Below are 22,617 nucleotides of genomic sequence, written 5' to 3'. Positions count from 1 at the left end.
GCACCGCCGCCACCAGCATGCAGCAAGACGGGGGCTAGCGGGGCGTCCACTTCTCCAGGTTCCACCACGGGCCCCACGACAACGCGCCGTGCGCGTGGGGGTCCACGACCTCCTGGTAGCCGTTCCAGTTCTCCCGCACCACGTACGTGTGCCGCACGGACGCCAGCACCACCATGCCCGGCGCGGCCACGTAGGCGCGCTGGAACTGCTTGTACGCCGCCGCGCGCTGCGCCGGGTCCAGCAACGTCCGCCCGGCGTCCAGCGCGGCGTCCACCTGCGGGTTCGAGTAGCCCCACGGGTTGGGCGTGCGCAGCGGCAGGTAGGTCATCAGGTCCGGGTCGAACGGCGTGCCGCCGCCGTGCAGCAGCGCGTCCGCGCCCAGCCTCGGCGTGAGGGCCTCCCAGCTCAGCCCGGCCAGCTGCACGTCGACGCCGACCGCCCTGGCGTCCGCGGCGAACGCGGTGGCCAGGTCGGCGCGGACCACGTCGCCGATCGGGTACATCAGCGTGAACCGGGCGGCCACGCCCTCGCGCGCCCGCACGCCGTCCGCGCCGCGCACCCAGCCCGCCTGGTCCAGCAGCAGCTCGGCCAGCGCCTTGTCGTAGGCGAACCGGGCGCCGGTCTCCACGAACTCCGGCAGCGTGTCCGGCACCGGCGTGCTCACCACCGCGCCCTGGCCGCCGAGCAGGTTGTCCACCATGCCCTTGCGGTTGACCGCGTGGTTCAACGCCATCCGGATCGCGCTGTCACCCGTCACGGCGCCACCCGGCAGCGTGACGGCACGCAGGTCGGCGCTGCGGTGCGTGATGAGCCTCATGCCGTTGGCCGCGCTGAACGACGTGGCCAGCCGGGGCGGCAGCTCGGTGCCGTCGAACTCGCCCGCCTGCATCCGCTGCGCCCGCGTGTTGTCGTCCGGCACGAACACCACGGTCAGCTTGCGGATCTCCGGCTCGCCGCCGAAGTAGGACGCGTTGGCCTCCAGCACCATCCGGTCGCCCTTGCGCCACTCCACCAGCTTGTAGGGGCCCGTGCCGACCGGCCGCACGTCGCGCAGCGGCCCGCCGAGCGCCTCGCTGGGCAGGATGCCGAGCACCAGCGTGTGCGGGAACGCGGCCCACGGCCTGGCCAGCGTGAACCGGACCGTGCGCGCGTCCAGCTGCTCCACGCCGGTCAGCTGGGTGTACGCGGTCCGCTCGGTCGAGCCGGCCGCCGGGTCGAGCAGCGCCCGGTAGGTCGCCACCACGTCCTCGGGGCCGAACGGCGTGCCGTCGGCGAACTTCACGTCCTCGCGCAGCGACACGGTCCAGCTCAGGCCGTCGGCGGCGGGCGCGGGCGCGTCCGCCGCGAGCTGCGGCCGCACCGAGCCGTCCGCGCGGTGCTCCACCAGCCCGTCGTACAGCTTCGACACGCCGTCGCGGCCGTAGCCGAGCAGCGGGTTCAGCGTGGTCGGCTCCAACGGGTCGGCCAGCACGAGCGCGCTGTTGTCCGACGTGCCCTCGGCGCTCGGTGTCGTCGTGCCCGTGCACCCCGCAGCGGCGAGCAGGGCTACGACGACCAGCGGGGGAAGGAGGGAGCGCACGAGACCCGACACTACCTAGAGTGGGCCGCATGCGTGTCGCCCTCTGCCAGATCACCTCGTCCAGCGACCCGTCGGCGAACCTCGACCTGGTGCGTTCGGAGACCGCGCGCGCGGCGGCCGGCGGCGCGCGCGTGGTGGTGTTCCCGGAGGCCGCCATGTGCCGGTTCGGCGTGCCCCTCGGCTCGGTGGCCGAGCCGCTGGACGGCCCGTGGGCGAGCGCCGTGCGCGACATCGCCGACGAGCACGGCGTGGTCGTCGTGGCGGGCATGTTCACGCCCGCGCCGGACGGCCGGGTGGCGAACACCCTGCTGGTCACGGGCGGTGGGCGGCACGTCGGCTACGACAAGATCCACTTGTTCGACGCGTTCGGGTTCACCGAGTCGAGCACGGTCGCGCCGGGCTCCGCGCCGGTGGCCGTCGAGGTCGACGGGCTCACGTTCGGCCTCGCCACCTGCTACGACGTGCGGTTCCCCGAGCTGTTCCGGGCGTTGGCCGACCGGGGCGCGACGGCCGTGCTGGTGTGCGCGTCGTGGGGTTCGGGGCCGGGCAAGCGCGAGCAGTGGGAGCTGCTGGTGCGCGCGCGGGCGCTGGACTGCACGTCGTGGGTGCTGGCCTGCGGTCAGGCCGACCCGGAGGTCGACCACGGCGGCGCGCCCACCGGCATCGGTTACAGCACGGTCGCCTCCCCCTTGGGCGAGGTGGTCGGGCAGCTGGCCGGCGAGCCGGGCATGCTCCTGACCGAAGTGGACGCGGAGAGCGTCACGCGGGCGAGGAATGCCTTGCCGGTGCTGGCGAACCGCCGACTCTGAATTTCTTTCGGGGGGCGTTGCCTCACACGAACGGGTGGCAGCCGAATAGGTGGCCCTTGGCGCCGGGAAGCCCCTTTCGGGACTATCCGACACGCGAAGGGGACCCGGCCATGATCAACCAGGCCGAAGTGGACCGCTTGTACGACTGCGAAGTGATCGACGAGCACGGTGAGCGCATCGGCTCGGTCAAGCAGGTGTGGCTCGACGACCGGGACGGGCGGCCGATGTGGGCCTCGGTGCACACCGGCCTGTTCGGCCTCAAGGAGTCGTTCGTGCCCATCCAGGACGCGACCATGGGCAACGGCGTCGTCACCGTGCCCGTGGACAAGCAGCAGGTCAAGGACGCGCCCAGGATCGACGTGTCCGACCAGCACATGTCCGACCGGCAGCAGGACGAGCTGTACGAGTACTACGGCCTGATCCCGTCGCACCGCTCCGGCGACCACGACCGGTTGCCGAACCGCGGGCGGGCCGAGACCAAGCCCATGCCGTCCGCCGGCCACACGTCCGGGCTCAGCCGGGGCGAGATGCGCGGTGGCGGCATGCCCGGCGAGACCCGTCCCGAGGGACGCGGCACCGTGCGCGGCGAGACGGCCGCGGCAGGCGAGACGACCACCGGCAAGCGCGCCCGCCACGAAGCCCGCTCCGGCGACTCGGTCACCCGCTACGAGGAGGAGCTCGACGTCGGCACCCGCGACGTCGAGGCCGGCCGCGTGCGCCTGGTCAAGCACACCGTGACCGAGCAGAGGGACGTGACGGTGCCGGTCACGCACGAAGAGGTCCGCGTGGTGCGCGAGCCCGCCGACGGCGCGCCGACCGACCGCGCGTTCATGGTCGAGGAGGCCGAGGTCGAGGTCACCCTCCACCGGCAGGAGCCGGTGGTGGAGAAGAAGGCCAAGGCGGTGGAGAAGGTCCGGTTGGAGAAGGAGGCCGTGACCGAGCAGGAGCACGTCCGCGGCGAGGTCCGCAAGGAACAGGTCGACGTGGAGCGCGACGGCAAGACCGAGCGGCGCGACTCCTGAACAGGGCGTGCCCGCGCCTGTGCCCCGGGCGCGGGCACGCTCCCCGTCCGCTCCGCCGGCCTCGTCCGCGCCGGGGCTAGAGCAGGTCCAGCCCCAGGTCGAGGGCCGGGGCGGAGTGCGTGAGGCCGCCGACGGCCAGGTAGTCCACGCCGGTCTCGGCGTAGGCCCTGGCCACGTCGAGCGTGAGCCCGCCGGACGCCTCCAGCGCGACACCGCCCGCCCGGCGCACCGCCTCCGCGCACTCGGCGGCGGTGAAGTTGTCCAGCAGCACGAGCTGCGCGCCCTCGGCGACGGCCTCGTCCAGCTGGTCGAGCGAGTCGACCTCGACCTCGCACGCCAGGTGGGGCGCGTGGGCGCGCACGGCGGCCAGCGCCGCCCGCACCGAGCCCGCCGCCCGCACGTGGTTGTCCTTGATCAGCACCGCGTCACCGAGGCCGAGCCGGTGGTTCACGCCGCCGCCGCACCGCACCGCGTACTTCTCCAGCAGCCGCAGGCCCGGCAGGGTCTTGCGGGAGTCGCGCACGCGCGCCTTGGTGCCCGCGACCTCGTCCACCCACGCGGCGGTGAGCGTGGCCACGCCGGACAGGTGGCACAGCAGGTTCAGCGCGGTGCGCTCGGCGGTGAGCAGGCCGCGCACCGGGCCGCGCAGCACCAGCGCGGGCTCGCCGGGCACGGCCTTGTCGCCGTCCCGCCGCTCTTCCAGCACCTCGACGTCGGTGACCTGCCGGAACACCTCCAGCGCCACCGGGATGCCCGCGAGCACGCCGGCCGCGCGGGGCGTCAGCTCCGCCACGGCCACCGCGTCCGCGGGCACGGTGGCCTCGGTCGTCGCGTCCGCGCCGTAGCGCAGGTCCTCCGCCAAGGCCGTCGCGATCACCCGGCGCGCGTCGTCCAGGTCCAGTCCGCCGCTCGCCCCGGCGCGCAGTCCTCCGGTGTTCATGCCACTCCCCTCGCCACCGCTGGGTCGGCCAGCACCGGCTGGCCGGACGGGTTGAGCCGGACCACCTGGCCGCGCCGCCACCGCGCGTCGTCCCGCTCGGTGAAGTCGGTGCGCACGTGGCAGCCGCGCGACTCCTCGCGCTCCGCCGCCGCCGCGATCAACGCCCGCGCGGTCACCGTGAGCGCCGCGTCCTCGACCAGCTGCCGGCTGTCCAGCCGGCGGTCCGCGGTGGACAGGTCCAGCACCGACCCGACCACGGCCAGGCCCTCGGCGTCACGGCCGATCGCCGCGTAGCGGGACATGACCCGCTGCAACGAGTCCCGGTCGGCGACCGGCGCCGTCGGCAGCCCGACCGCGACCGAGGCCGACGGGCGGGCCAGCACGCCCAGCGCCAGGTCCGCCGCGACCGCCTCGGCCGCGCGCGTGCCGACGACCAGGCCTTCGAGCAGGCTGTTGGACGCCAGCCGGTTCGCGCCGTGCAGCCCGGTGCGGGCCACCTCGCCCGCCGCGTACAGGCCGGTCACCCCGGTCCTCCCGTCCACGTCGGACACCACACCGCCGCACGCGAAGTGCGCCGCGGGCGCCACCGGGATCGGCCGACCCGCCGGGTCGACCCCCGCCGCGAGGCAGGCCGCGTGCACGGTCGGGAACCGGCGTGCGAAGTCGGAGATGCCCGTGGCGTCGAGGAACACGTGGTCGTCCACGCCACCGGGGCCGCCCGCCATGTGCCGGGTGATCGCCGCGGCCACCACGTCGCGGGGCGCCAGGTCCTCCAACGGGTGCACGCCGCGCATGACCCGCGCGCCGGTCGCGTCGACCAGCACCGCGCCCTCGCCGCGCACCGCCTCCGTGACCAGCGGGCAGCGGCCACGCGCGCCTCGCCCGGTGTAGAGCACGGTCGGGTGGAACTGGACGAACTCGACGTCCGCCGCCACCGCGCCCGCGCGCAACGCCAGCGCGAGCCCGTCGCCGGTGGCCACCTCCGGGTTGGACGTGGCCTGGTAGAGCTGCCCGAGGCCGCCGCTGGCCAGCAGCACGGCGGGCGCGCCGAGCACACCGGGCACGCCGTTGCCGTCCAGCACCAGCAGGCCGCACACCTGGCCGAGCGGTGTGCGCACCGCGTCCACCGCGATGTGGTTCTCCAGCACCGGCACCCGACCGTCGGACGCCGCCGCCAGCAACGCGCGCTCGACCTCCGCGCCGGTCGCGTCCCCGCCCGCGTGCACCACCCGGAACGTGCTGTGCCCGCCCTCCCGCGTGCGGGCCAGCCCACCGGTCGGCGCGGGGTCGAACACCGCGCCGCGCTCGCGCAGCCGGGTCACCGCCGCCGGGCCGCCCGCGATGATCGCCTCGACGGCGGCCTCGTCGCACAGCCCCGCGCCGGCGACCAGCGTGTCGCGCACGTGCAGCTCGATCGTGTCGGCTGTGCTGTCGGCGTCGTGCTCGTCGGGCAGCACGACGGCCACGCCGCCCTGCGCCCACCGGGTGTTGCCGTCCTCGCCGGCGGCCTTCGTCACCACCAGGACCCGCAGCCCCAGCTCACGCGCGCGCAGCGCCGCCGTCAAACCGGCCACTCCGGTGCCGACGACCAGCAGGTCGGCGCGGGCCTCCCACAGGGGGGTGCTCATTCCCCGCCGCCGGGCTGCCCGATCTCGATCATGCGCTGCACCGCGCCCCGCGCCCGCTTCGCGGTCTCCAGGTCCACGTGCACCTCGTCCTTGCCCTCCCGCAGCCCGCGCAGCAGGGCGGCCGGGGTGATCATCTTCATGTACCGGCACGACGCCCGGTCGTTCACCGCGCGGAAGTCGATCTCCGGCGCGGCCCGGCGCAGCTGGTGCAGCATCCCGATCTCGGTGGCCACCAGCACCGACTTCGCGCTGGTCTGCCGGGCGGCGGTGATCATGTCGCCGGTCGAGAGGATCTTCACCTTCTCCGCCGGCACGGTGCCCTCGCCCGCGAGGTAGAGCGCCGACGTGGCGCAGCCGCACTCGGGGTGGATGAACAGGTCGGCGTCCGGGTTCGCGGCCGCGCGCTCGGCCAGCTCCGGGCCGTTGATGCCCGCGTGGACGTGGCACTCGCCCGCCCAGATGTGCAGGTTCTCCCGGCCGGTCTCGCGCTTGACGTGCGCGCCGAGGAACTGGTCCGGCAGGAACAGCACCTCGCGGTCGGCCGGGATGGACCGCACCACGTCCACCGCGTTCGACGACGTGCAGCAGATGTCGGTCTCCGCCTTCACCTCGGCGGTGGTGTTGACGTACGAGACGACGATCGCGCCGGGGTGCTCGGCCTTCCACGCGCGCAGCTGCTCGCCGGTGATCGAGTCGGCCAGCGAGCAGCCCGCCCGCTCGTCCGGGATCAGCACCGTCTTGTGCGGCGCGAGGATCTTGGCCGTCTCGGCCATGAAGTGCACGCCGCAGAACACGATGGTGGACGCGTCGCTCGCGGCCGCGATGCGGCTGAGCGCCAGCGAGTCGCCGGTGTGGTGGGCGATGTCCTGGATCTCGGGCAGCTGGTAGTTGTGCGCGAGGATCACCGCGTCCCGCCGGCGCGCGAGCTCCAGGACCTCGTCGCGCCAGGCGGCGTCCGGGGCGATCCCGTCGTAGGCGCCGTCGGAGGTTCGCTCCACGTAAGCGGTAGCGACCATGGGTTCCTCCCTAGATCCAGGTTTTCGCCTAACGGTCGAAAACGTGGCCGATAGTATCAGCCGAGTGGGACTGGCGGAACATGAAGTGCTGGCCGCGGTGCTCCAGGTGAGAGCCGGATCACTCCAGGTCATGCTGTGGGAACGCGCCCGCGAACCCCACGCCCACCGCTGGTCACTGCCTGGTGGCGGGCTCGGCGACGACGAGGACGTCGAGGGCTCGATCCGCCGTCAGCTGGCCGAAAAAGTCGACGTGCGACAGTTGTCACACGTCGAGCAGCTCGCCGTGTTCAGCAACCCCGCGCGGGTGCCCGGACCCCGGGTCGTGGCGACCGCGTTCCTCGGCCTGGTGCCGTCGCACATCGACCCCGTGGTGCCGGCGGACACGACCTGGCACCCGGTGGACGCGCTGCCCGCGACCGCGTTCGACCACGAGGCGATCTGCCGCCGCGCCCGCAACCGGCTCGCGTCGAAGCTGTCGTACACGAACCTGGGCTTCGCGCTGGCGCCCCCGGAGTTCACCATCTCGGCGCTGCGCTCGCTGTACTCGGCCGCCCTCGGGTACAAGGTGTCCGCCACGAACCTGCAACGCGTGCTGTCGCGGCGGGGGCTGCTGGAGCCGACCGGCGGCACCGTGCAGCCGGGCCCGTCCGGCGGCCGGCCGGCCGCGCTGTTCCGGTTCGTGTCGGGCGAGATGCGCATCACCGACCCGTTCGCCGTGCTGAGGCCACCGTCCACCCGTAGCTTGGGCTCGTGACGACGACCCTCCCCCTGTTCCCGCTGGGCACCGTGCTGCTGCCCGGGGCGTCGCTGCCGCTGCACGTGTTCGAGCCGCGGTACCGGCAGCTGACCGTGGACCTGGTGACGGGCGCGGTGCCGGAGCGGACGTTCGGCGTGGTGTCGATCAAGCAGGGGTGGGAGGTCGGCGCGGAGAACGTCGAGGCGTTGTCCGACATCGGGTGCACGGCCGTGCTGGAGGAGGCGCGACGGCTGCCCGACGGGCGGTTCGACCTGACCACGAAGGGCGGCCGGCGGTTCCGGGTGCTCGAGGTGGACGAGGACAGCGCGCCGTACCTGGTCGCGTCGGTGCAGTGGCTGCCGGACACCGCCGCGCCGCCGGAGGTCGAGGCCGTGCTGCCGCTGCTGGCGGAGAGCGCGCGGGCGGCGCACGGCCGGTACCGGCAGGCGGCGTACCAGAGCGTGGGAAATCGACCCCCCGGTCCCGACACGGCGCCGGCCGACCTGGCCTACGCGTTGGCCGGCGACTGCCTGCTGACGTTCGAGGACCGGCAGCGGCTGCTGGAGGAGACCTCACCCGCCCGGCGGCTGCGCCTGGTGCGCAAGGTGCTGCACCGCGAGGCGGGCATTCTCGACGCGTTGAGCGCGGTGCCCGCGCCGTTGTCGGAATTGGGCCACCTACCTCATCGCAACTGACCGTTCGGACCAGCGGTGTAGCATGCCGCAGCGTGAATAAGCTGCGCGCGCTGCTGGAACTCGACCTCCCGCTGATCGCGGTGAGCTTCTCCGACGAGGACAGCGAGCGGGCGGCGGCGGAAGCGCGTTCCCTCGGGGTCGACGTGGCCGAATTGCGGATCGACCGGTTCTCGCTGACCGGGCGCGGGCACGTCCTCGATCAAGTCCGCGCGTTCGACGGCCTGCCGGTGCTGGCCACCGTGCGCTCGGCCGCCGAGGGCGGCGGCTGGCGCAGCGGCGAGGCGGCGCGCCTCGAACTGTTCCGCGAGGTCGCCCCCCTGGTGGACGCCGTGGACGTCGAGCTGTCGTCCCGGGAGATCCTGGCCGACGTGATCGCCGCCGCGCACGCGCACGACGCGTTGGCGATCGTTTCGCACCACAATTTCGACCGCACGCCAGGAATCGACGACCTCCGCGCGATCGCACGCGACGCGCGAGCGGCGGGCGCGGATATCGTGAAGATTTCCACGATGGCGACCGACAGCGCCGACCTGAAGGTGTTGGCGTCGTTGTTGGTGGATTCCGGGGACGACTCGGAAATGATCGTGATCGCCATGGGCGAGATCGGCACCGCGTCCCGCATCTTCTTCCCCGCGCTCGGTTCGCGGTTGACCTACACGTTCATCGGCCACCAGCCCACGTCGGGTCAACTCGATTTCGCCGAAACGTTCCGGCTCGTGCGCAAGTTCCACCCGGGCTACGACCGGCACAAGGGCGCCGGTCACGCCTGAAGGCCGCTACAGCGCGCTGACCTGCGGCTGACGCTCCGCTGACCGATACGGCGTCCCGAACGCGCCCGCTCTTCAGTTCCCCACCTCGGCCGAGTACCTCTTCCAGGACGGATGTCGCCCTGAGGAGAGCCCTGATGATTCTGGCCGCCGCACCCCCGAGTCCCATCGGCGCCCACCCGATGCTGGTTTTCCTGCTCCAGCTCACCGTCCTGCTCGGGGTGGCGTTCGCGCTCGGCAAGCTCGCCACCCGGTTCAACCTGCCGGCCGTGGTCGGTGAACTGGCCGCGGGCGTGCTCCTGGGTCCCTCGTTGCTCGCGCACGTGGTGCCGCCCTTGTCGGCTTGGCTGTTCCCGGCCGACGCCGAGCAGATCCACCTGCTCGACGCGGTCGGCCAGCTCGGCGTGCTGCTGCTGGTCGGCTTCACCGGCATGCACATCGACATGAAGCTGGTGCGCAGCAAGGGCAGGACCGCGATCTACGTCAGCCTCGGCGGCCTGCTCATCCCCTTGGTCCTCGGCGTCGGCGTCGGCATGGTGCTGCCCTCGGCGCTGCTGTCCGGCGGCAAGGGCGACCTGGCGTTCGCGCTGTTCCTCGGCGTGGCGATGTGCGTGAGCGCCATCCCCGTGATCGCCAAGACGCTGGTGGAGCTGCGGATCCTGCACCGCAACATCGGCCAGCTGACCATCGGCGCGGCCGCCGTGGACGACATCGTGGGCTGGTCGCTGCTGTCGGTGGTGTCCGCGATGGCCACCACCGGCCTGCGCGCCGGGAACATCGCCCTGACCGTCGGCAGCCTGGTGGCCGTGCTGGTGCTGACCTACCTGGTCGGCCGCCCGGCCGTGAAGGCGGGCCTGACCCTGGCGAACAAGTCCGCCGACCCGGCGGTGACGATCGCGATCGTGGTCGTGATGCTGCTGGCGTGCGCGGCGGGCACCCACGCCCTGGGCCTGGAGCCGATCTTCGGCACGTTCCTGTGCGGCATCCTGATCAGCACGTCGGGCATCCTCGACCGGACGAAGATCGCACCGCTGCGGACGTTCGTGATGGGCGTGCTCGCGCCGATCTTCTTCGCCACGGCCGGCCTGCGGATGGACCTGACGCTGCTGGCCGAGCCCGAGGTGCTGCTGTCGGCGGTGGTGGTGCTGGTCATCGCGATCCTGGGCAAGTTCGTGGGCGCGTACCTGGGCGCGCGGCTGGGCAAGCTCAACCACTGGGAGGGCCTGGCCCTGGGCGCCGGGCTGAACGCGCGCGGCGTGATCGAGGTGATCGTGGCGATGGTGGGCCTGCGCCTGGGCGTGCTCACCACCGCCGGGTACACCATCATCGTGCTCGTGGCGGTCGTGACGTCCCTGATGGCGCCTCCGATGCTGCGCTACGCCGTGAAGCGGATCGAGATCACCGACGACGAGCGCGACCGGGAGAAGCTGTACGCGGCTTCGTCGCAACCCGCCTGAACCGCATCGCCCACGACGGGGGCTCGCCATCTCGGCGGGCCCCCGTCGTCGTGCGCGCCGGGAGGGTGGTGCGGGTCCGAAGTCCACCGAAAGAGTGACGTGTTGATTCGTCCCATTGCCCTCTAGTGGGATTGTTCAACAATCCCCTACCGTGTGGGCCACGACACATCCTCACCGCTGCGAGGTGACCCCCATGAGCACCCCCGAGCTGGACACCACCAAGGACGCCCGAGGTCCGTTCGCCTGGTTCCACACGCTGGGCCGCAACGGCAAGCGCGCCTTCGTCGGCGCGTTCGGCGGCTACGGCCTGGACGCCTACGACTTCCAGGTGCTGCCCCTGAGCCTGTTCGCCATCACCGCCTACTTCGGCCTCACCACGGGCGAAGCGGGCCTGCTCACCACCGTCACCCTGGTCGTCTCCGCCGTCGGCGGCGCGGTCGCGGGCATCCTCGCGGACCGCATCGGCCGCGTCCGCACCCTGATGATCACGGTCGTCACCTACGCCGTCTTCACGGTCCTGTGCGGCTTCGCCACCAGCTACGAGATGCTGCTCGTCTTCCGCGCCCTGCAAGGCCTCGGCTTCGGCGGTGAGTGGGCGGCGGGCGCGATCCTCGTCGCCGAGTACTGCAAGCCCCGGTACCGGGGCCGCACGGTCGCGTTCATCCAGAGCTCGTGGGCCGTCGGCTGGGGCCTGAGCGTGATCGTCTACACCACGGTGTTCAGCTTCCTGCCGCAGGACATCGCCTGGCGCGTGCTGTTCTGGACCGGCGCGCTCCCCGCCGTCCTGATCTTCTACGTGCGCCGCAACGTCAAGGACGCGCCCCGGGTCGAGCGGACGCTGGAGACCAGCCCGGTCAAGGGCAGCGTCAAGGCCGTGTTCCAGGGCGAGCTCGGCCGCACCACGCTGTTCGCATCGCTGCTCGCCACCGGCGTCCAGGGCGGCTACTACACCCTGGCCGGTTGGGTGCCGACGTTCCTCCGGACCGAACGCGGCCTCAGCGTGGTCGGCACCGGCGGCTACCTGGCGCTGCTCATCAGCGGCGCGTTCACGGGCTACGTCACCGGCGGCTACCTGACCGACCGGCTGGGCCGCAAGCGGACGTTCACCCTGTTCGCCGTGCTCAGCGCGATCCTCATCGTCCTGTTCACCACCATCCCGGCCGGCGCGAACGGCGTGATCCTGCTGCTCACGTTCCCGCTCGGGTTCACCACCTCGGCGATCTTCAGCGGTTTCGGCTCGTACCTGGCCGAGCTGTACCCCACCGAGCTGCGCGGCACCGGGCAGGGCTTCACCTACAACTTCGGCCGCGGGGTGGGCGCCTTCTTCCCCGCCCTGGTGGGTTTCCTCGCCGGCGGCATGGGCGTCGGCGGCGCGATGATCTTCGGCGCGGTCGCCTACGGCATCGCCGTGGTCGCCCTGCTCGGCCTCCCCGAGACGAACGGAGTGGAACTGCGATGACCACGATGACACCGCAACAGGTCCGCCGGCACCACCAGGGCCCGACGGCCGGGCTCGCCGACGGCTACGCGCAGGCCAACCTGATCGCGGTCCCCGAGGACTGGGCCTACGACGTGCTGCTGTTCACCCAGCGCAACCCGAGGCCGTGCCCGGTCCTCGACGTCACCGACAAGGGCCGGACCACGACGGTCCTCGCGGGCAACGCCGACCTGATGCGCGACGTGCCCCGCTACCGGATCTGGGAGCACGGCGAGCTGGTCGACGAGCCGACCGACGCCTCCGCGCACTGGCGCGACGACCTCGTCGCGTTCCTCATCGGGTGCAGCTTCACGTTCGAGTCGGCGCTCAAGCTGGTCGACGTCCCGCTGCGGCACGTCGAGCAGGGGCGCAACGTGCCGATGTACGTGACCGACCGCGAGTGCCGCCCGGCGGGCCGCCTGCACGGCCCGATGGTGGTGTCGATGCGCTACGTGCCCGCCGACCTGGTCGACACCGCGAAGCGGGTCACCTCCCGGATGCCCGCGGTCCACGGCGCGCCGGTGCACGTGGGCGATCCGGGCGCGCTCGGCATCGCCGACGTCGACCGACCGGACTTCGGCGACCGCACCGAGCCGCACGAGGGCGACGTGCCGGTGTTCTGGGCGTGCGGCGTGACGCCGCAGGCGGCCGTGATGGCGTCGAAACCGCCGTTCGCGATCACCCACGCGCCCGGGCACATGTTCGTCACCGACGTGCCCGACCTGGCCTACCAGCTCTGACCCGAGCCCGACCAGGCCGTGACCGGCGCGCCGGCCGGGTCCTCAGCCGAGCCGGCGGCCGAGGTCGTCCAGACCGTTCCACGCGGCCAGGCAGCCGTACGCCAGCGCCGTGCCCAAGGGCCACGCCAGCAAGCCCCACCACGTCTCCAGCACCGGGGCCAAGGCGATCACGTCACCCACCGCGGGCGCGGCGTCGACGGCGTACCGGCTGCCCGCCGAGCCGATCCCGGTCAGCTGCGCCAGGTAGGCCGCCACGACCGCGCCGAGCGTGGCGGCGAGCATCACCACCGGGCCGCGGCGCTCCCGCAGCAGCCACACCGCGATGCCCGTGATCAGCCCGGCGCCCAGCCCGACCAGCACGAACAGCATCAGCCCGTCGAGCCGGTGGTAGCTCTCGCCGGTCACCGGGATCAGCGACCCGTCCTGCTGCGCCACCACGTTCTGCGGCGGCGCGAGCCTCGCCCACAACCACCCGGCGGGCAGCCCGAACAGCGAGATCACGGACAGCACGGAGAACGCGGGCAGCAGGTCGCGCTTCACCACGACCCGCGGCCGCTGCACCACGTAGTAGTACTCGAACGCCGGCGCGGGTGGCACCCGAACGGGCGTCGCCCGCTCGTCCACCGGTTGCTCCGCCACCCGACGACCTCCCTGCACCCGTGACCAGATGCAGGGCAGGTTACCGCGCGGAGGTGATCTCGCCGTGACGGCTGCACGCGGCCGTCCACCCGGCGGGCGTCACCTGCACCACCATCCGCCGCGCGCACTCCGCGCAGAACCGCGGCGGGTCGATCACGCCCAGCCGCGACGCGCACGCGGAGTGGTCGGCCTCCGCGCTCGCCTTGCCGCAGAACCCGCAGTACGCCACAGCACCCGGCCCGCTCGTCACAGCGTCTTGCTCAGTTCCTTGATCGGCATGGACAGCTCGGTCAGCATGTCGAGGTCCTGCTGGGCGGGCCGGCCGAGGTTGGTCAGGTAGTTGCCGACGATGATCGCGTTGACGCCGCCGAGCATCCCCTGCTTGGCGCCGAGGTCGCCGAAGGTCAGCTCACGGCCGCCGGCGAAGCGCAGGATCGTGCGTGGCAGGGCCAGCCGGAACGCGCCGACGGTCCGCAGCGCCTCGGGGCCCTCGACCACCGGGTAGTTCTCGTACGGGGTGCCGGGGTTGGGGATCAGGAAGTTCAGCGGCACCTCGTCGGGCTCCAGCTCCGCCAGCTGCACGGCGAACTCCGCGCGCTGCTCCAGCGTCTCGCCCATGCCGATGATGCCGCCGCAGCAGACCTCCATGCCCGCCGTGCGGATCATCGTCAGCGTGTCCCAGCGCTCCTCCCAGGAGTGCGTGGTGACCACGTTCGGGAAGTGGGAGCGGGCCGTCTCCAGGTTGTGGTTGTAGCGGTGGACGCCCATGTCCACCAGCTCGTCCACCTGCTCCTGGGTGAGCATGCCGAGCGAGCACGCGATCTGGATGTCGTTGCCGTCCTCGCGGATGGCCTTGATGCCGTCGCGCACCTGCGAGAGCAGCCGCTTGTCCGGGCCGCGCACGGCGGCGACGATGCAGAACTCGGACGCGCCGGTCTCGGCGGTCTGCCGGGCGGCCCGCACCAGGCCCGGGACGTCCAGCCAGGCCGAGCGCACCGGCGAGGGGAACTGGCCGGACTGCGAGCAGAAGTGGCAGTCCTCGGGGCAGCCGCCGGTCTTGAGCGACACGATCCCCTCGACCTCGACCTCCGGGCCGCACCAGCGCATCCGCACCGCGTGCGCCAGCTCCAGCAGCTCCGGGATGCGCTCGTCGGGCAGCCGGAGGACTTCGAGCACCTGTTCCTCGGTGAGCCCGACGCCCTGCTCCAGCACCTGCTCGCGGGCAACGCCGAGGACATCGACCTGTTCAGGGGCTGCGGTCACGACATCTCCTCGTCAACTCCGGGCGGTGGTCCGCCGTGCAGTCTGCCGCACGGGACCCGGCCCGCCCCAGCGACGTGCGTCACTGGTTCGGTCGACCACGGGCGGGGTCAGCAGGTGTGCGGCGCGGCGAACTTCTCCGGGTCGAACGTACCGCCGAACCACGGCGACAGTCCTTCCCTGGCCCGCTCCAGGAACTCCGACCGCCCCAGCGCCGCCATCCCGTCGGGCAGCACGCCGAGCAGCGGCGCGCCCGCGGCCTCGGGCAGGTCGACCAGGTTGGTGCGGGTGGCCAGGTCGGGCACGGCGGGCCAGCGGCCCACCACCACGCCGACGGACTCCAGGCCGCGGCGCAGCAGGGCCTCGGCGGTCAGCGCGGTCATGTTCAACGTGCCCAGGCCCGGGTGCGCGACGATGAGCACCGGCGCGTTGAGCGCCCACGCCGCGTCGGCGATGGTCGAGCCCGCGTCGTCGAACCGGACCAGCAGCCCGCCCGCGCCCTCCACCAGCACCAGGTCGTGCGTCTCGTCCAGCGCCACGGCCGCCGAGGCGACCTCGCTGGGGTGCAGCGTCGGCTGCCCGGACCGGCGCGCGGCCGTGGCCGGCGCCAGTGGTTCCGGATATCGACGCAGCTCACGGGTGGTGACGGAGCCGGCGAGGCGGGCCACCTCGGCCAGGTCGCCCGGCTCGCCGTCGGCGACACCGGTCTGCGCGGGCTTGAGCACGGCGACCCGCCGACCGTCGGCCGCGGCCAGGGCCGCCAGAGCGGCGACGACCACGGTCTTGCCGACCTCGGTGCCCGTGCCGGTGATCACGAGGACGCTCACGGCGACTCACCCTAGGCCTATACGGAGCGTTGCGGTCCTCCGCGTTCTACAGTCACCACCATGAGTGAGATCGTTCTCTACGGGGCGAACTGGTGCGGCGACTGCCGGCGGGCCAAGGCATGGCTGCGGGAGCACGAAGTGCCGTTCACGGACGTCGACGTCGAGCAGGACGACGCGGCCCGTGACCGCGCGATCGAGCTCGCGGGCGGGCGCAAGAACATCCCGGTCATCGCGCTGCCGGACGGCCGGGTCCTGGTGGAGCCGACCGACACCGAGCTCGCTGCCGCGGTCCAGGGCTGACGTGGGCAAGGACGGCCGGCGCAAACGGCGCCAGCAGGGCTCGCAGCGCACCCGGGACCAGGCCGCGGTCCGGACCGCCACCCGACCGGCGCCGCCGAAGCCGAAGAACTGGTTCCAGCGGCAGCACGGCGGCGTCCAGACCCTCATCGTCCTGGGTGTCACCGCACTGGTGGTCGGCGGGCACTTCTTCCTGTGGGGCGCGGTCTTCCCGGCGCTGGGCGCGGCGGTCGGCCGCGTGCCGGTCGTGTCGACCGCGGCGGGCTGGGTGTTCGGCGGCGGCGCGTTCATCGCGTGGGGCGTGGTGGCGATCAACCAGGACACCGCGAAGCCGGCGACGGTGAAGCGGCTCCACGTCGTGGCGTGGGTGTGGACGGCGGTCGCGGTCGAGCTGTTCCCGACCGGCTACGCCAACGGCATCAGCCTGCCGGTGGACTTCTGGGCGGGCGTCTACGCGGGCGCGTACGGCGTGCTCCTGACGCCGGTCGCCCTCGGCGTGGTCGCGCTGGGCTGGTGGCTGCTGGTCACCAAGCTCGCCGGGCGCAAGGGGGAGCCGAGCCACCAGGCCATCGGCTGGATCTGCGTCGGCTACGCGGCGCTGCTGCTGGTCTGGGGCTCAACGCTGCTGCGCACGTGACGCCTCGGCCGCGGCGACGACGGCGGCGGCGATCGTCGCCACGTCGTCGTCCGTGCTGACGAACGGCGGCATGGTGTAGATCAGGTCCCGGAACGGCCGCAGCCACACGCCGTGGTCGACGGCCGCGGCGGTGGCGGCGGCCATGTCCACTTGGTGGTCCAGCTGCACCACGCCGATCGCGCCGAGCACCCGCACGTCGCCGGGCGCGTCCGCGAGGCCCGACCGCAGCCCCGCCTCGATCCGCCGCACCGACGACCGCCAGTCCTGCGCCAGCAGCAGGTCGGTCGAGGCCAGCGCCACCGCCGAGGCCAGCGGGTTGCCCATGAACGTCGGTCCGTGCGCCAGCACCGGCACCTCGCCGCGCGAGATGCCGTCCGCGACCCGTGACGTGCACAGGGTCGCGGCCATCGACAGGTAGCCGCCGGTCAGCGCCTTGCCCAGGCACATGATGTCCGGGCTGATCCCGGCGTGGTCGGCGGCGAACAGCTCGCCGGTGCGGCCGAAGCCGGTGGCGATCTCGTCGAAGATCAGCAGCACGTCGTTGGCCAGCGTCAGCTCGCGCAGCACGTGCAGGTAGCGCGGGTCGTGGAAGCGCATCCCGCCCGCGCCCTGCACCACCGGTTCCACGATGACCGCGGCCAGCTCACCCGCGTGCGCCTCGACCAGGTCGGCCAGCTCCTGCACGTACGCGGTCTCCAGCTCGCGTGGCGGCGCGGACGCGAACACCTGCTCCGGCAGCACGCCCCGCCACAGCGAGTGCATCCCGCCTTCCGGGTCGCACACCGACATCGGCTGGAACGTGTCACCGTGGTAGCCGCCGCGCCACGTCAGCAGCCGCCGCTTCTCCGGCCGCCCTCGCGAGCGCCAGTGCTGCACCGCCATCTTGATCGCGACCTCGACCGACACCGACCCCGAGTCGCACAGGAACACGTGCCGCAACGGCTCGGGCGTGATCTCCACCAACCGCGCGGACAGCGCCACCGCGGGCTCGTGGGTCAGGCCGCCGAACATGACGTGGCTCATCCGGCCGAGCTGGTCGCGCACCGCCGCGTCGAGCACGGGGTGCCGGTAGCCGTGGATCGCGGCCCACCACGACGACATGCCGTCGACCAGCTCGCGCCCGTCGTCCAGCCGGAGCCGGACACCCTCGGCCGAGGAGACCACCAGCGGCTCACGGGTGCCCGGCATGGGGCCGTACGGGTGCCAGACGTGCGCCTGGTCCAGCTTCAGCAGCTCATCGCGCTCCACGGGGCGTCAGGCTAACGGGCAGCGACTGGAGGCCGCGGATGAGCGTGCCCTCCCGCCAGCGCAGCTCCTCGGGCTCGGCGGTCAGCGCCAGATCGAACCGCTCCAGCAGCGACCCGATCGCGATCTCGCCCTCCATCCGGGCCAGCGGCGCGCCCAGGCAGTAGTGGATGCCGTGGCCGAACGCGAGGTGCCCGGCGGCCTGCCGGGTGATGTCGAGCCGGTCCGGGTCCGGGAACCTGGCCCCGTCGCGGTTGCCGCCCGACAGCGACACCACCACGACGCTGTCCTTCGGGATGACCACGTCACCCAGCTCCACGTCCTCGTTGGTGTAGCGGAACGTGGCCTGGTTGACCGGGCTCTCGAAGCGCAGCACCTCCTCGACCGCGCCGGGCAGCAGCGAGCGGTCGGCCCGCAGCTTCGCCAGCTGCTCCGGGTCGCGCAGCAGGTGGTACACGCCGTTGGCGATCAGGTTGACCGTCGTCTCGTGGCCGGCCACCAGCAGCAAGAACGCCATGGCGATCAGTTCCATCGGGTCGAGCCGGTCGCCCTCGTCGTCGGCCTGCACGAGGGCCGAGAAGAAGTCGTCGCCGGGGTTCGCCCGCTTGTGCTCGACCAGCTTCGCCAGGTAGCCCGCCATCTGGGCGCCGGCCTGCTGGAGCTGCTCCGGTTCGCCGTTGCCGGCCACCAGCACGTTGGACCACACGCGGAACTCGTCGCGCTCGTCCATCGGCACGTCGAGCATCTCGCAGATCACCGTGATGGGCAGCGGGAACGCCAGCGCGTCCACCAGGTCTACGTCACCCTTCTCCCCCGCCTCGTCCAGCAGCCGGTCGGTGATCTCCTGGATGCGCGGCCGCAGTTGCTCCACCCGTCGGGCGGTGAACGCCTTGGTGACGAGCTTGCGCAGCCGGGTGTGGTGCGGCGGGTCCATGTTCAGCATGTGCTGCACCAGGGACTCGTCGAACTTGGGCGCGTCGCCCCCGCCGATCCGGTTGCGCTCCATCACCTCCGGGAAGCGCTCCCAGTGCTTGCTGAAGCGCGGGTCGGCCAGCGCCGACCGCGCTTCCTCGTACCGGGTGACCAGCCACGCCCTGGTGCCGCGCGGCAGCACGATCTCGCTCGCCGCGGCTCGCTCGCGCAACCGCGCGTGGAAGCTGTGCGGATCGGCGAAGTAGTCCTCGCCGAGCACGTCGAGACCGGCGATCTTCTCCCCCACAGGACCCTCCTCGTTTGAGTAAACCCTGTTCACTCAAACGATCCGAGGCTCCCTCTTGTCCCCGATCGCGGACCTTGTCACCCGATCAGCCTAGGCACCCCGGGCCGAGCAGAGCCTTCAAATCACCCATAAGGGATGGTGTGGGAGTAACCCGAAGAGCGTCATCCAGCTTGAGCAACGTGTTGCGGCTGCTGTTGATGACCAGGTTCAGGTGCACCTCGGTGGTGCCGGGGTGCGCGGAGAGGACTTCCTTCAGCGACGTCACCAGCTTCGGGTCGCAGCGCGACGCCGCCACCTTCAGCTTCAACGCCTGCGCGCCCAGCTCCGACAGGTCCGGCACGACCAGGTCGTTGGCGATCAGCGAGATCCGGTCCTCCCGCTTGGCCACCCGCGCCTTGACCAGCACGATCGCGTCCTCGGCGACCGACATGCCGTGCACCGTGTAGCTCTTGGGGAAGAACAGCACCTCGATGCCGCCGGCGAGGTCCTCGAGCATCGCCGACGCCCACGGCTCGCCGTTCTTGTTCACCCGGCGGGTGACCGTCGCGAGGATGCCGCCCAGCGTGACCTGCGTGCCGTCCGGCACGTCGCCTTCCAGGATGCGCGGGATCGTGGTGTCGGAGTAGGAGCTCAGCACCTGCTCCACGCCGTTGAGCGGGTGGCCGGACACGTACAGGCCCAGCATCTCCCGCTCCAGCGTGAGCTGGTGCTTGGACTCCCAGTGCTCGTCGGGGATCTTGACGTCGAACACGCTCGTGCCGTCGTCACCGCCGCCGTCGCCGAACAGGTCGAACTGGCCGCGCGCCTCTTCCTTCTTGGTCAGCATGATCGCGTCGACCGCCTCGACGTGCACCATGTGCAGGCCCTTGCGCGGGTGGCCGAGCGAGTCGAACGCGCCCGCCTTGATCAGCGACTCGACGACCTTCTTGTTGCACGCCTGCACGTCGACCTTGCGCAGGAAGTCGGAGAAGTCGCCGAACTTCCCCTTCTCCTTGCGGGTCTTGATGATGGCGTCGACCACGTTCGCGCCGACGTTGCGGATCGCGCCGAGGCCGAACCGGATGTCGTTGCCGACCGCGACGAACTCGCGCTCGGACTCGTTGACGTCCGGCGGCAGCACGGTGATGCCCATCCGCCGGCACTCGGCCAGGTAGATGGCCGACTTGTCCTTGTTGTCCGAGTTCGTGGTGAGCAGCGCGGCCATGTACTCGCCGGGGTAGTTGGCCTTGAGGTACGCCGTCCAGTACGCGATCAGGCCGTACGCGGCGGAGTGCGCCTTGTTGAACGCGTAGTCCGCGAACGGGACCAGGATGTCCCACAGCGTCTTGATCGCCTCGGGCGAGTAGCCGTTGGCGACCATGCCCGCCTCGAAGCCCTCGTACTCCTTGTCGAGGATCTCCTTCTTCTTCTTGCCCATCGCGCGGCGGAGCAGGTCCGCTTGGGCCAGCGAGTAGCCCGCCACCTTCCGCGCGATCGCCATGACCTGCTCCTGGTACACGATCAGGCCGTACGTCGTGTCCAGGATCTCGGCCAGCGGCTCGCGCAGCTCCTCGTGGATCGGCACGATCTCCTGCTGCTTGTTCTTGCGCAGCGCGTAGTTCGTGTGGGAGTTCGCGCCCATCGGGCCCGGCCGGTACAGCGCGATGACGGCCGAGACGTCCTCGAAGTTGTCGGGGCGCATCAGGCGCAGCAGGTCGCGCAGGGCGCCGCCGTCGAGCTGGAACACGCCCAGGGTGTCGCCGCGGCCCAGCAGCTCGTAGGTCTTGCGGTCGTCCAGGGGCACGGTCGAGATGTCGACGTCGCCCTTGCCGTTGAGCGCGATGTTCTTCAGCGCGTCGTCGATCGTGGTCAGGTTGCTCAGGCCGAGGAAGTCCATCTTCAGCAGGCCGAGCGTCTCGCACGTCGGGTAGTCGAACTGGGTGATGATCGACCCGTCCTGCGGGCGCATCCAGACCGGGATGTGGTCGGTCAGCGGCTCCGCGGACATGATCACCGCGCAGGCGTGCACGCCCGCGTTGCGGATCAGGCCCTCCAGCCCGCGGCCGGTGTCGATGATCTCCTTGACCTGCGGGTCCGTCTCGTACAGCGCGCGCACCTCGGCGGCCTCGGAGTACCGCTTGTGCGCCGGGTCGAACACGCCGGCCAGCGGGATGTCCTTGCCCATCACGGCGGGCGGCATGGCCTTGGAGATGCGGTCGGCGACCGCGTAGCCCGGCTGCCCGTACAGCACCCGGGCGGAGTCCTTGATCGCCGCCTTCGCCTTGATCGTGCCGAACGTGATCACCTGGGCGACCTTGTCGACGCCCCACTTCTCGGTGACGTACCGGATCACGTCGCCGCGCCGGCGCTCGTCGAAGTCGATGTCGATGTCGGGCGGGCTGACGCGGTCGGGGTTCAGGAACCGCTCGAAGATCAGGCCGTGCGCCAGCGGGTCCAGGTCCGTGATGCCCATCGCGTACGCGATCAGCGCGCCCGCGGCGGAACCGCGGCCGGGACCGACGCGGATGCCGTTGGCCTTTGCCCAGTTGATGAAGTCGGCGACCACCAGGAAGTACGACGGGAAGCCCATCTGCAGGATCACGTCGATCTCGAACTCGACCTGCTTGCGGTGGACCTCGTCCACGCCCTCCGGGAACCGGCGGCGCATGCCCTCCCAGACCTCGTCGCGGAAGTAGTCCGCCTCGGTCTTGCCCTCGGGGGTCGGGTAGCGCGGCATCAGGTTCTGGAAGGCGAACATGCCGGTGGTGTCGACCTTCTCGGCCACCAGCAGGGTGTTGCGGCACCCCTCCTGCCAGGCGTCGGAGGAGTCGATCGCGCGCATCTCGTCCGGCGACTTCAGGTGGTAGCCCGTGCCGTCGAACTTGAACCGGTTCGGGTCGGCGAGCGTCTTGCCGGTCTGCACGCACAGCAGCGCGGCGTGCGCGTCGCGGTCCTCCGAGTAGGTGTAGTGCGAGTCGTTCGTCACCACGAACGGGATGCTGAGCTTCTTGGCGATGTCGACCAGCCCGCCCCGGACCCGGCTCTCGATCTCGATGCCGTGGTCCATCAGCTCGACGAAGAAGTTGTCCGCGCCGTAGATGTCGCGCCACTTCGCCGCGGCCTCCAGGGCCTCCTTCTCGTGGCCGAGGCGGAGCCTGGTCTGCACCTCGCCGGAGGGGCAGCCGGTCGTCGCCATCAGGCCCGCCGAGTGCTCGGCGATCAGCTCGACGTCCATCCGGGGCCACTTGCCCAGCTGGCCCTCCGTGGAGGCGCGGCTGGACATCTTCATCAGGTTGTGCAGGCCCTCGTTGTTCCGGGCCCAGATCGTCTGGTGGGTGTACGCGCCGCTGGCGGAGACGTCGTCGGACTTCTGGCCGGGGTCGCCCCACAGCACGCGCTTCTTGTTGAAGCGGGACTCCGGGGCCAGGTACGCCTCGATGCCGACCACCGGCTTGATGCCGGCGGCGGTCGCCTGCCGGTAGAAGTCGTACGCGCCGTACATGTTGCCGTGGTCGGTGATCGCGGCGGCGGGCATGCCCATCCGCTCGCACTCGGCGAACATGTCCTTCAACTTCGCCGCGCCGTCGAGCATCGAGTACTCGGTGTGCACGTGGAGGTGCACAAACGAGTCGGACACCCAAACCCCCC

The 22,617-nt window shown here is 71.9% G+C and carries 21 protein-coding genes; 10 read left to right on the top strand and 11 right to left on the bottom strand.

All coding sequences use genetic code 11. The annotated features are described in order from the left end of the window. Nucleotides 1-34: 34 nt before the first annotated feature. On the bottom strand, nucleotides 35-1,579 hold the full coding sequence (locus EDD40_RS31455; RefSeq protein WP_246037951.1) for an ABC transporter substrate-binding protein: 1,545 nt from the start codon (nucleotides 1,577-1,579) through the stop codon (nucleotides 35-37). A gap of 29 nt (nucleotides 1,580-1,608) precedes the next feature. On the opposite strand from EDD40_RS31455, the gene EDD40_RS31450 reads away from it, so the two are divergent. Both EDD40_RS31450 and EDD40_RS31445 read left to right on the top strand, forming a co-directional pair. After that, nucleotides 1,609-2,388, top strand: a complete 780-nt coding sequence (locus tag EDD40_RS31450) for a carbon-nitrogen hydrolase family protein (RefSeq protein WP_123748413.1) — start codon at nucleotides 1,609-1,611, stop codon at nucleotides 2,386-2,388. Nucleotides 2,389-2,498: 110 nt separating this feature from the next. Beyond that, entirely contained in the window at nucleotides 2,499-3,410 is a 912-nt protein-coding gene (locus EDD40_RS31445; RefSeq protein WP_123746147.1) for a DUF2382 domain-containing protein, read from the top strand. 76 nt (nucleotides 3,411-3,486) lie between these two features. On the opposite strand, the gene nadC is transcribed toward EDD40_RS31445, so the two are convergent. The 3 genes from nadC to nadA are packed head-to-tail and all read right to left on the bottom strand — an operon-like array spanning nucleotide 3,487 to nucleotide 6,994. Next, on the bottom strand, nucleotides 3,487-4,350 hold the full coding sequence (nadC, locus tag EDD40_RS31440; RefSeq protein ID WP_123746146.1) for a carboxylating nicotinate-nucleotide diphosphorylase: 864 nt from the start codon (nucleotides 4,348-4,350) through the stop codon (nucleotides 3,487-3,489). Next, on the bottom strand, nucleotides 4,347-5,978 hold the full coding sequence (locus EDD40_RS31435) for an L-aspartate oxidase (RefSeq protein WP_123746145.1): 1,632 nt from the start codon (nucleotides 5,976-5,978) through the stop codon (nucleotides 4,347-4,349). The genes nadC and EDD40_RS31435 overlap by 4 nt, the downstream gene beginning before the upstream one ends. Further along, nucleotides 5,975-6,994, bottom strand: coding sequence for a quinolinate synthase NadA (gene nadA / locus EDD40_RS31430; RefSeq protein ID WP_123746144.1), 1,020 nt, complete (start codon nucleotides 6,992-6,994; stop codon nucleotides 5,975-5,977). Before nadA ends, EDD40_RS31435 begins: the two co-directional genes overlap by 4 nt. Before the next feature lie 64 nt (nucleotides 6,995-7,058). Between nadA and EDD40_RS31425 the strand changes: the two genes are divergently transcribed. The 6 genes from EDD40_RS31425 to EDD40_RS31400 all read left to right on the top strand — a co-directional run bounded on the left by EDD40_RS31425 (nucleotide 7,059) and on the right by EDD40_RS31400 (nucleotide 12,866). Further along, nucleotides 7,059-7,748, top strand: coding sequence for an NUDIX hydrolase (locus EDD40_RS31425; RefSeq protein WP_281277818.1), 690 nt, complete (start codon nucleotides 7,059-7,061; stop codon nucleotides 7,746-7,748). Continuing rightward, nucleotides 7,745-8,425, top strand: coding sequence for an LON peptidase substrate-binding domain-containing protein (locus tag EDD40_RS31420; protein WP_123746143.1), 681 nt, complete (start codon nucleotides 7,745-7,747; stop codon nucleotides 8,423-8,425). The genes EDD40_RS31425 and EDD40_RS31420 overlap by 4 nt, the downstream gene beginning before the upstream one ends. Nucleotides 8,426-8,457: 32 nt before the next feature. After that, complete coding sequence (locus EDD40_RS31415; protein WP_170185255.1) at nucleotides 8,458-9,195, top strand: type I 3-dehydroquinate dehydratase; 738 nt, start codon at nucleotides 8,458-8,460, stop codon at nucleotides 9,193-9,195. Between the two features lie 134 nt (nucleotides 9,196-9,329). Next, nucleotides 9,330-10,649, top strand: a complete 1,320-nt coding sequence (locus tag EDD40_RS31410; RefSeq protein WP_123746141.1) for a cation:proton antiporter — start codon at nucleotides 9,330-9,332, stop codon at nucleotides 10,647-10,649. Nucleotides 10,650-10,842: 193 nt separating this feature from the next. Further along, on the top strand, nucleotides 10,843-12,108 hold the full coding sequence (locus tag EDD40_RS31405) for an MFS transporter (protein WP_123746140.1): 1,266 nt from the start codon (nucleotides 10,843-10,845) through the stop codon (nucleotides 12,106-12,108). A 5-nt stretch (nucleotides 12,109-12,113) separates the two neighbouring features. Further along, nucleotides 12,114-12,866, top strand: a complete 753-nt coding sequence (locus tag EDD40_RS31400; RefSeq protein ID WP_123748411.1) for a putative hydro-lyase — start codon at nucleotides 12,114-12,116, stop codon at nucleotides 12,864-12,866. A 42-nt stretch (nucleotides 12,867-12,908) separates the two neighbouring features. Here EDD40_RS31400 and EDD40_RS31395 read toward each other — a convergent pair whose 3' ends face one another. The 4 genes from EDD40_RS31395 to bioD form a co-directional block, all read right to left on the bottom strand. Next, nucleotides 12,909-13,505 (bottom strand): DUF2567 domain-containing protein, encoded by a 597-nt coding sequence (locus EDD40_RS31395; RefSeq protein WP_123746139.1) that lies wholly within the window; start codon nucleotides 13,503-13,505, stop codon nucleotides 12,909-12,911. Nucleotides 13,506-13,545: 40 nt separating this feature from the next. Then, complete coding sequence (gene bsaP / locus EDD40_RS31390; RefSeq protein WP_123746138.1) at nucleotides 13,546-13,755, bottom strand: biotin synthase auxiliary protein BsaP; 210 nt, start codon at nucleotides 13,753-13,755, stop codon at nucleotides 13,546-13,548. Further along, entirely contained in the window at nucleotides 13,752-14,768 is a 1,017-nt protein-coding gene (gene bioB / locus EDD40_RS31385) for a biotin synthase BioB (RefSeq protein ID WP_123746137.1), read from the bottom strand. Before bioB ends, bsaP begins: the two co-directional genes overlap by 4 nt. A gap of 107 nt (nucleotides 14,769-14,875) precedes the next feature. Then, the gene (gene bioD, locus EDD40_RS31380) at nucleotides 14,876-15,592 is read right to left on the bottom strand and encodes a dethiobiotin synthase (RefSeq protein ID WP_123746136.1); all 717 of its coding nucleotides are present in this window, start codon (nucleotides 15,590-15,592) and stop codon (nucleotides 14,876-14,878) included. 60 nt (nucleotides 15,593-15,652) lie between these two features. On the opposite strand from bioD, the gene EDD40_RS31375 reads away from it, so the two are divergent. Next, nucleotides 15,653-15,892 carry a glutaredoxin family protein gene (locus EDD40_RS31375; RefSeq protein WP_123746135.1) on the top strand — a complete coding sequence of 80 codons (240 nt, stop codon included), beginning with the start codon at nucleotides 15,653-15,655 and terminating at the stop codon, nucleotides 15,890-15,892. Nucleotide 15,893: 1 nt separating this feature from the next. After that, nucleotides 15,894-16,526, top strand: coding sequence for a hypothetical protein (locus EDD40_RS31370; protein WP_123746134.1), 633 nt, complete (start codon nucleotides 15,894-15,896; stop codon nucleotides 16,524-16,526). On the opposite strand, the gene EDD40_RS31365 is transcribed toward EDD40_RS31370, so the two are convergent. The 3 genes from EDD40_RS31365 to dnaE all read right to left on the bottom strand — a co-directional run bounded on the left by EDD40_RS31365 (nucleotide 16,506) and on the right by dnaE (nucleotide 22,606). Further along, nucleotides 16,506-17,774: an adenosylmethionine--8-amino-7-oxononanoate transaminase gene (locus EDD40_RS31365; protein WP_123746133.1), complete on the bottom strand. Its 1,269-nt coding sequence runs from the start codon at nucleotides 17,772-17,774 to the stop codon at nucleotides 16,506-16,508. The genes EDD40_RS31370 and EDD40_RS31365 overlap by 21 nt on opposite strands. Next, nucleotides 17,761-18,990 carry a cytochrome P450 family protein gene (locus tag EDD40_RS31360; protein WP_246037949.1) on the bottom strand — a complete coding sequence of 410 codons (1,230 nt, stop codon included), beginning with the start codon at nucleotides 18,988-18,990 and terminating at the stop codon, nucleotides 17,761-17,763. Before EDD40_RS31360 ends, EDD40_RS31365 begins: the two co-directional genes overlap by 14 nt. Nucleotides 18,991-19,075: 85 nt before the next feature. Beyond that, a complete protein-coding gene (gene dnaE / locus EDD40_RS31355; protein ID WP_123746132.1) occupies nucleotides 19,076-22,606 on the bottom strand; it encodes a DNA polymerase III subunit alpha in 3,531 nt (1,176 codons plus the stop codon). Nucleotides 22,607-22,617 lie beyond the last annotated feature (11 nt).

Source organism: Saccharothrix texasensis, from assembly GCF_003752005.1.
Lineage (GTDB): Bacteria > Actinomycetota > Actinomycetes > Mycobacteriales > Pseudonocardiaceae > Actinosynnema > Actinosynnema texasense.
Note: the sequence above shows the minus strand (reverse complement) of the source record. Positions and strands in the feature narration are given on the sequence as shown.

Coding starts and splice junctions, on each gene's coding strand:
- EDD40_RS31450 (WP_123748413.1), top strand. CDS start 1,609: ATGCGTGTCGCCCTCTGCCAGATCACCTCGTCCAGCGACCCGTCGGCG.
- EDD40_RS31445 (WP_123746147.1), top strand. CDS start 2,499: ATGATCAACCAGGCCGAAGTGGACCGCTTGTACGACTGCGAAGTGATC.
- nadC (WP_123746146.1), bottom strand. CDS start 4,350: ATGAACACCGGAGGACTGCGCGCCGGGGCGAGCGGCGGACTGGACCTG.
- EDD40_RS31435 (WP_123746145.1), bottom strand. CDS start 5,978: ATGAGCACCCCCCTGTGGGAGGCCCGCGCCGACCTGCTGGTCGTCGGC.
- nadA (WP_123746144.1), bottom strand. CDS start 6,994: ATGGTCGCTACCGCTTACGTGGAGCGAACCTCCGACGGCGCCTACGAC.
- EDD40_RS31410 (WP_123746141.1), top strand. CDS start 9,330: ATGATTCTGGCCGCCGCACCCCCGAGTCCCATCGGCGCCCACCCGATG.
- EDD40_RS31405 (WP_123746140.1), top strand. CDS start 10,843: ATGAGCACCCCCGAGCTGGACACCACCAAGGACGCCCGAGGTCCGTTC.
- EDD40_RS31400 (WP_123748411.1), top strand. CDS start 12,114: ATGACACCGCAACAGGTCCGCCGGCACCACCAGGGCCCGACGGCCGGG.
- EDD40_RS31375 (WP_123746135.1), top strand. CDS start 15,653: ATGAGTGAGATCGTTCTCTACGGGGCGAACTGGTGCGGCGACTGCCGG.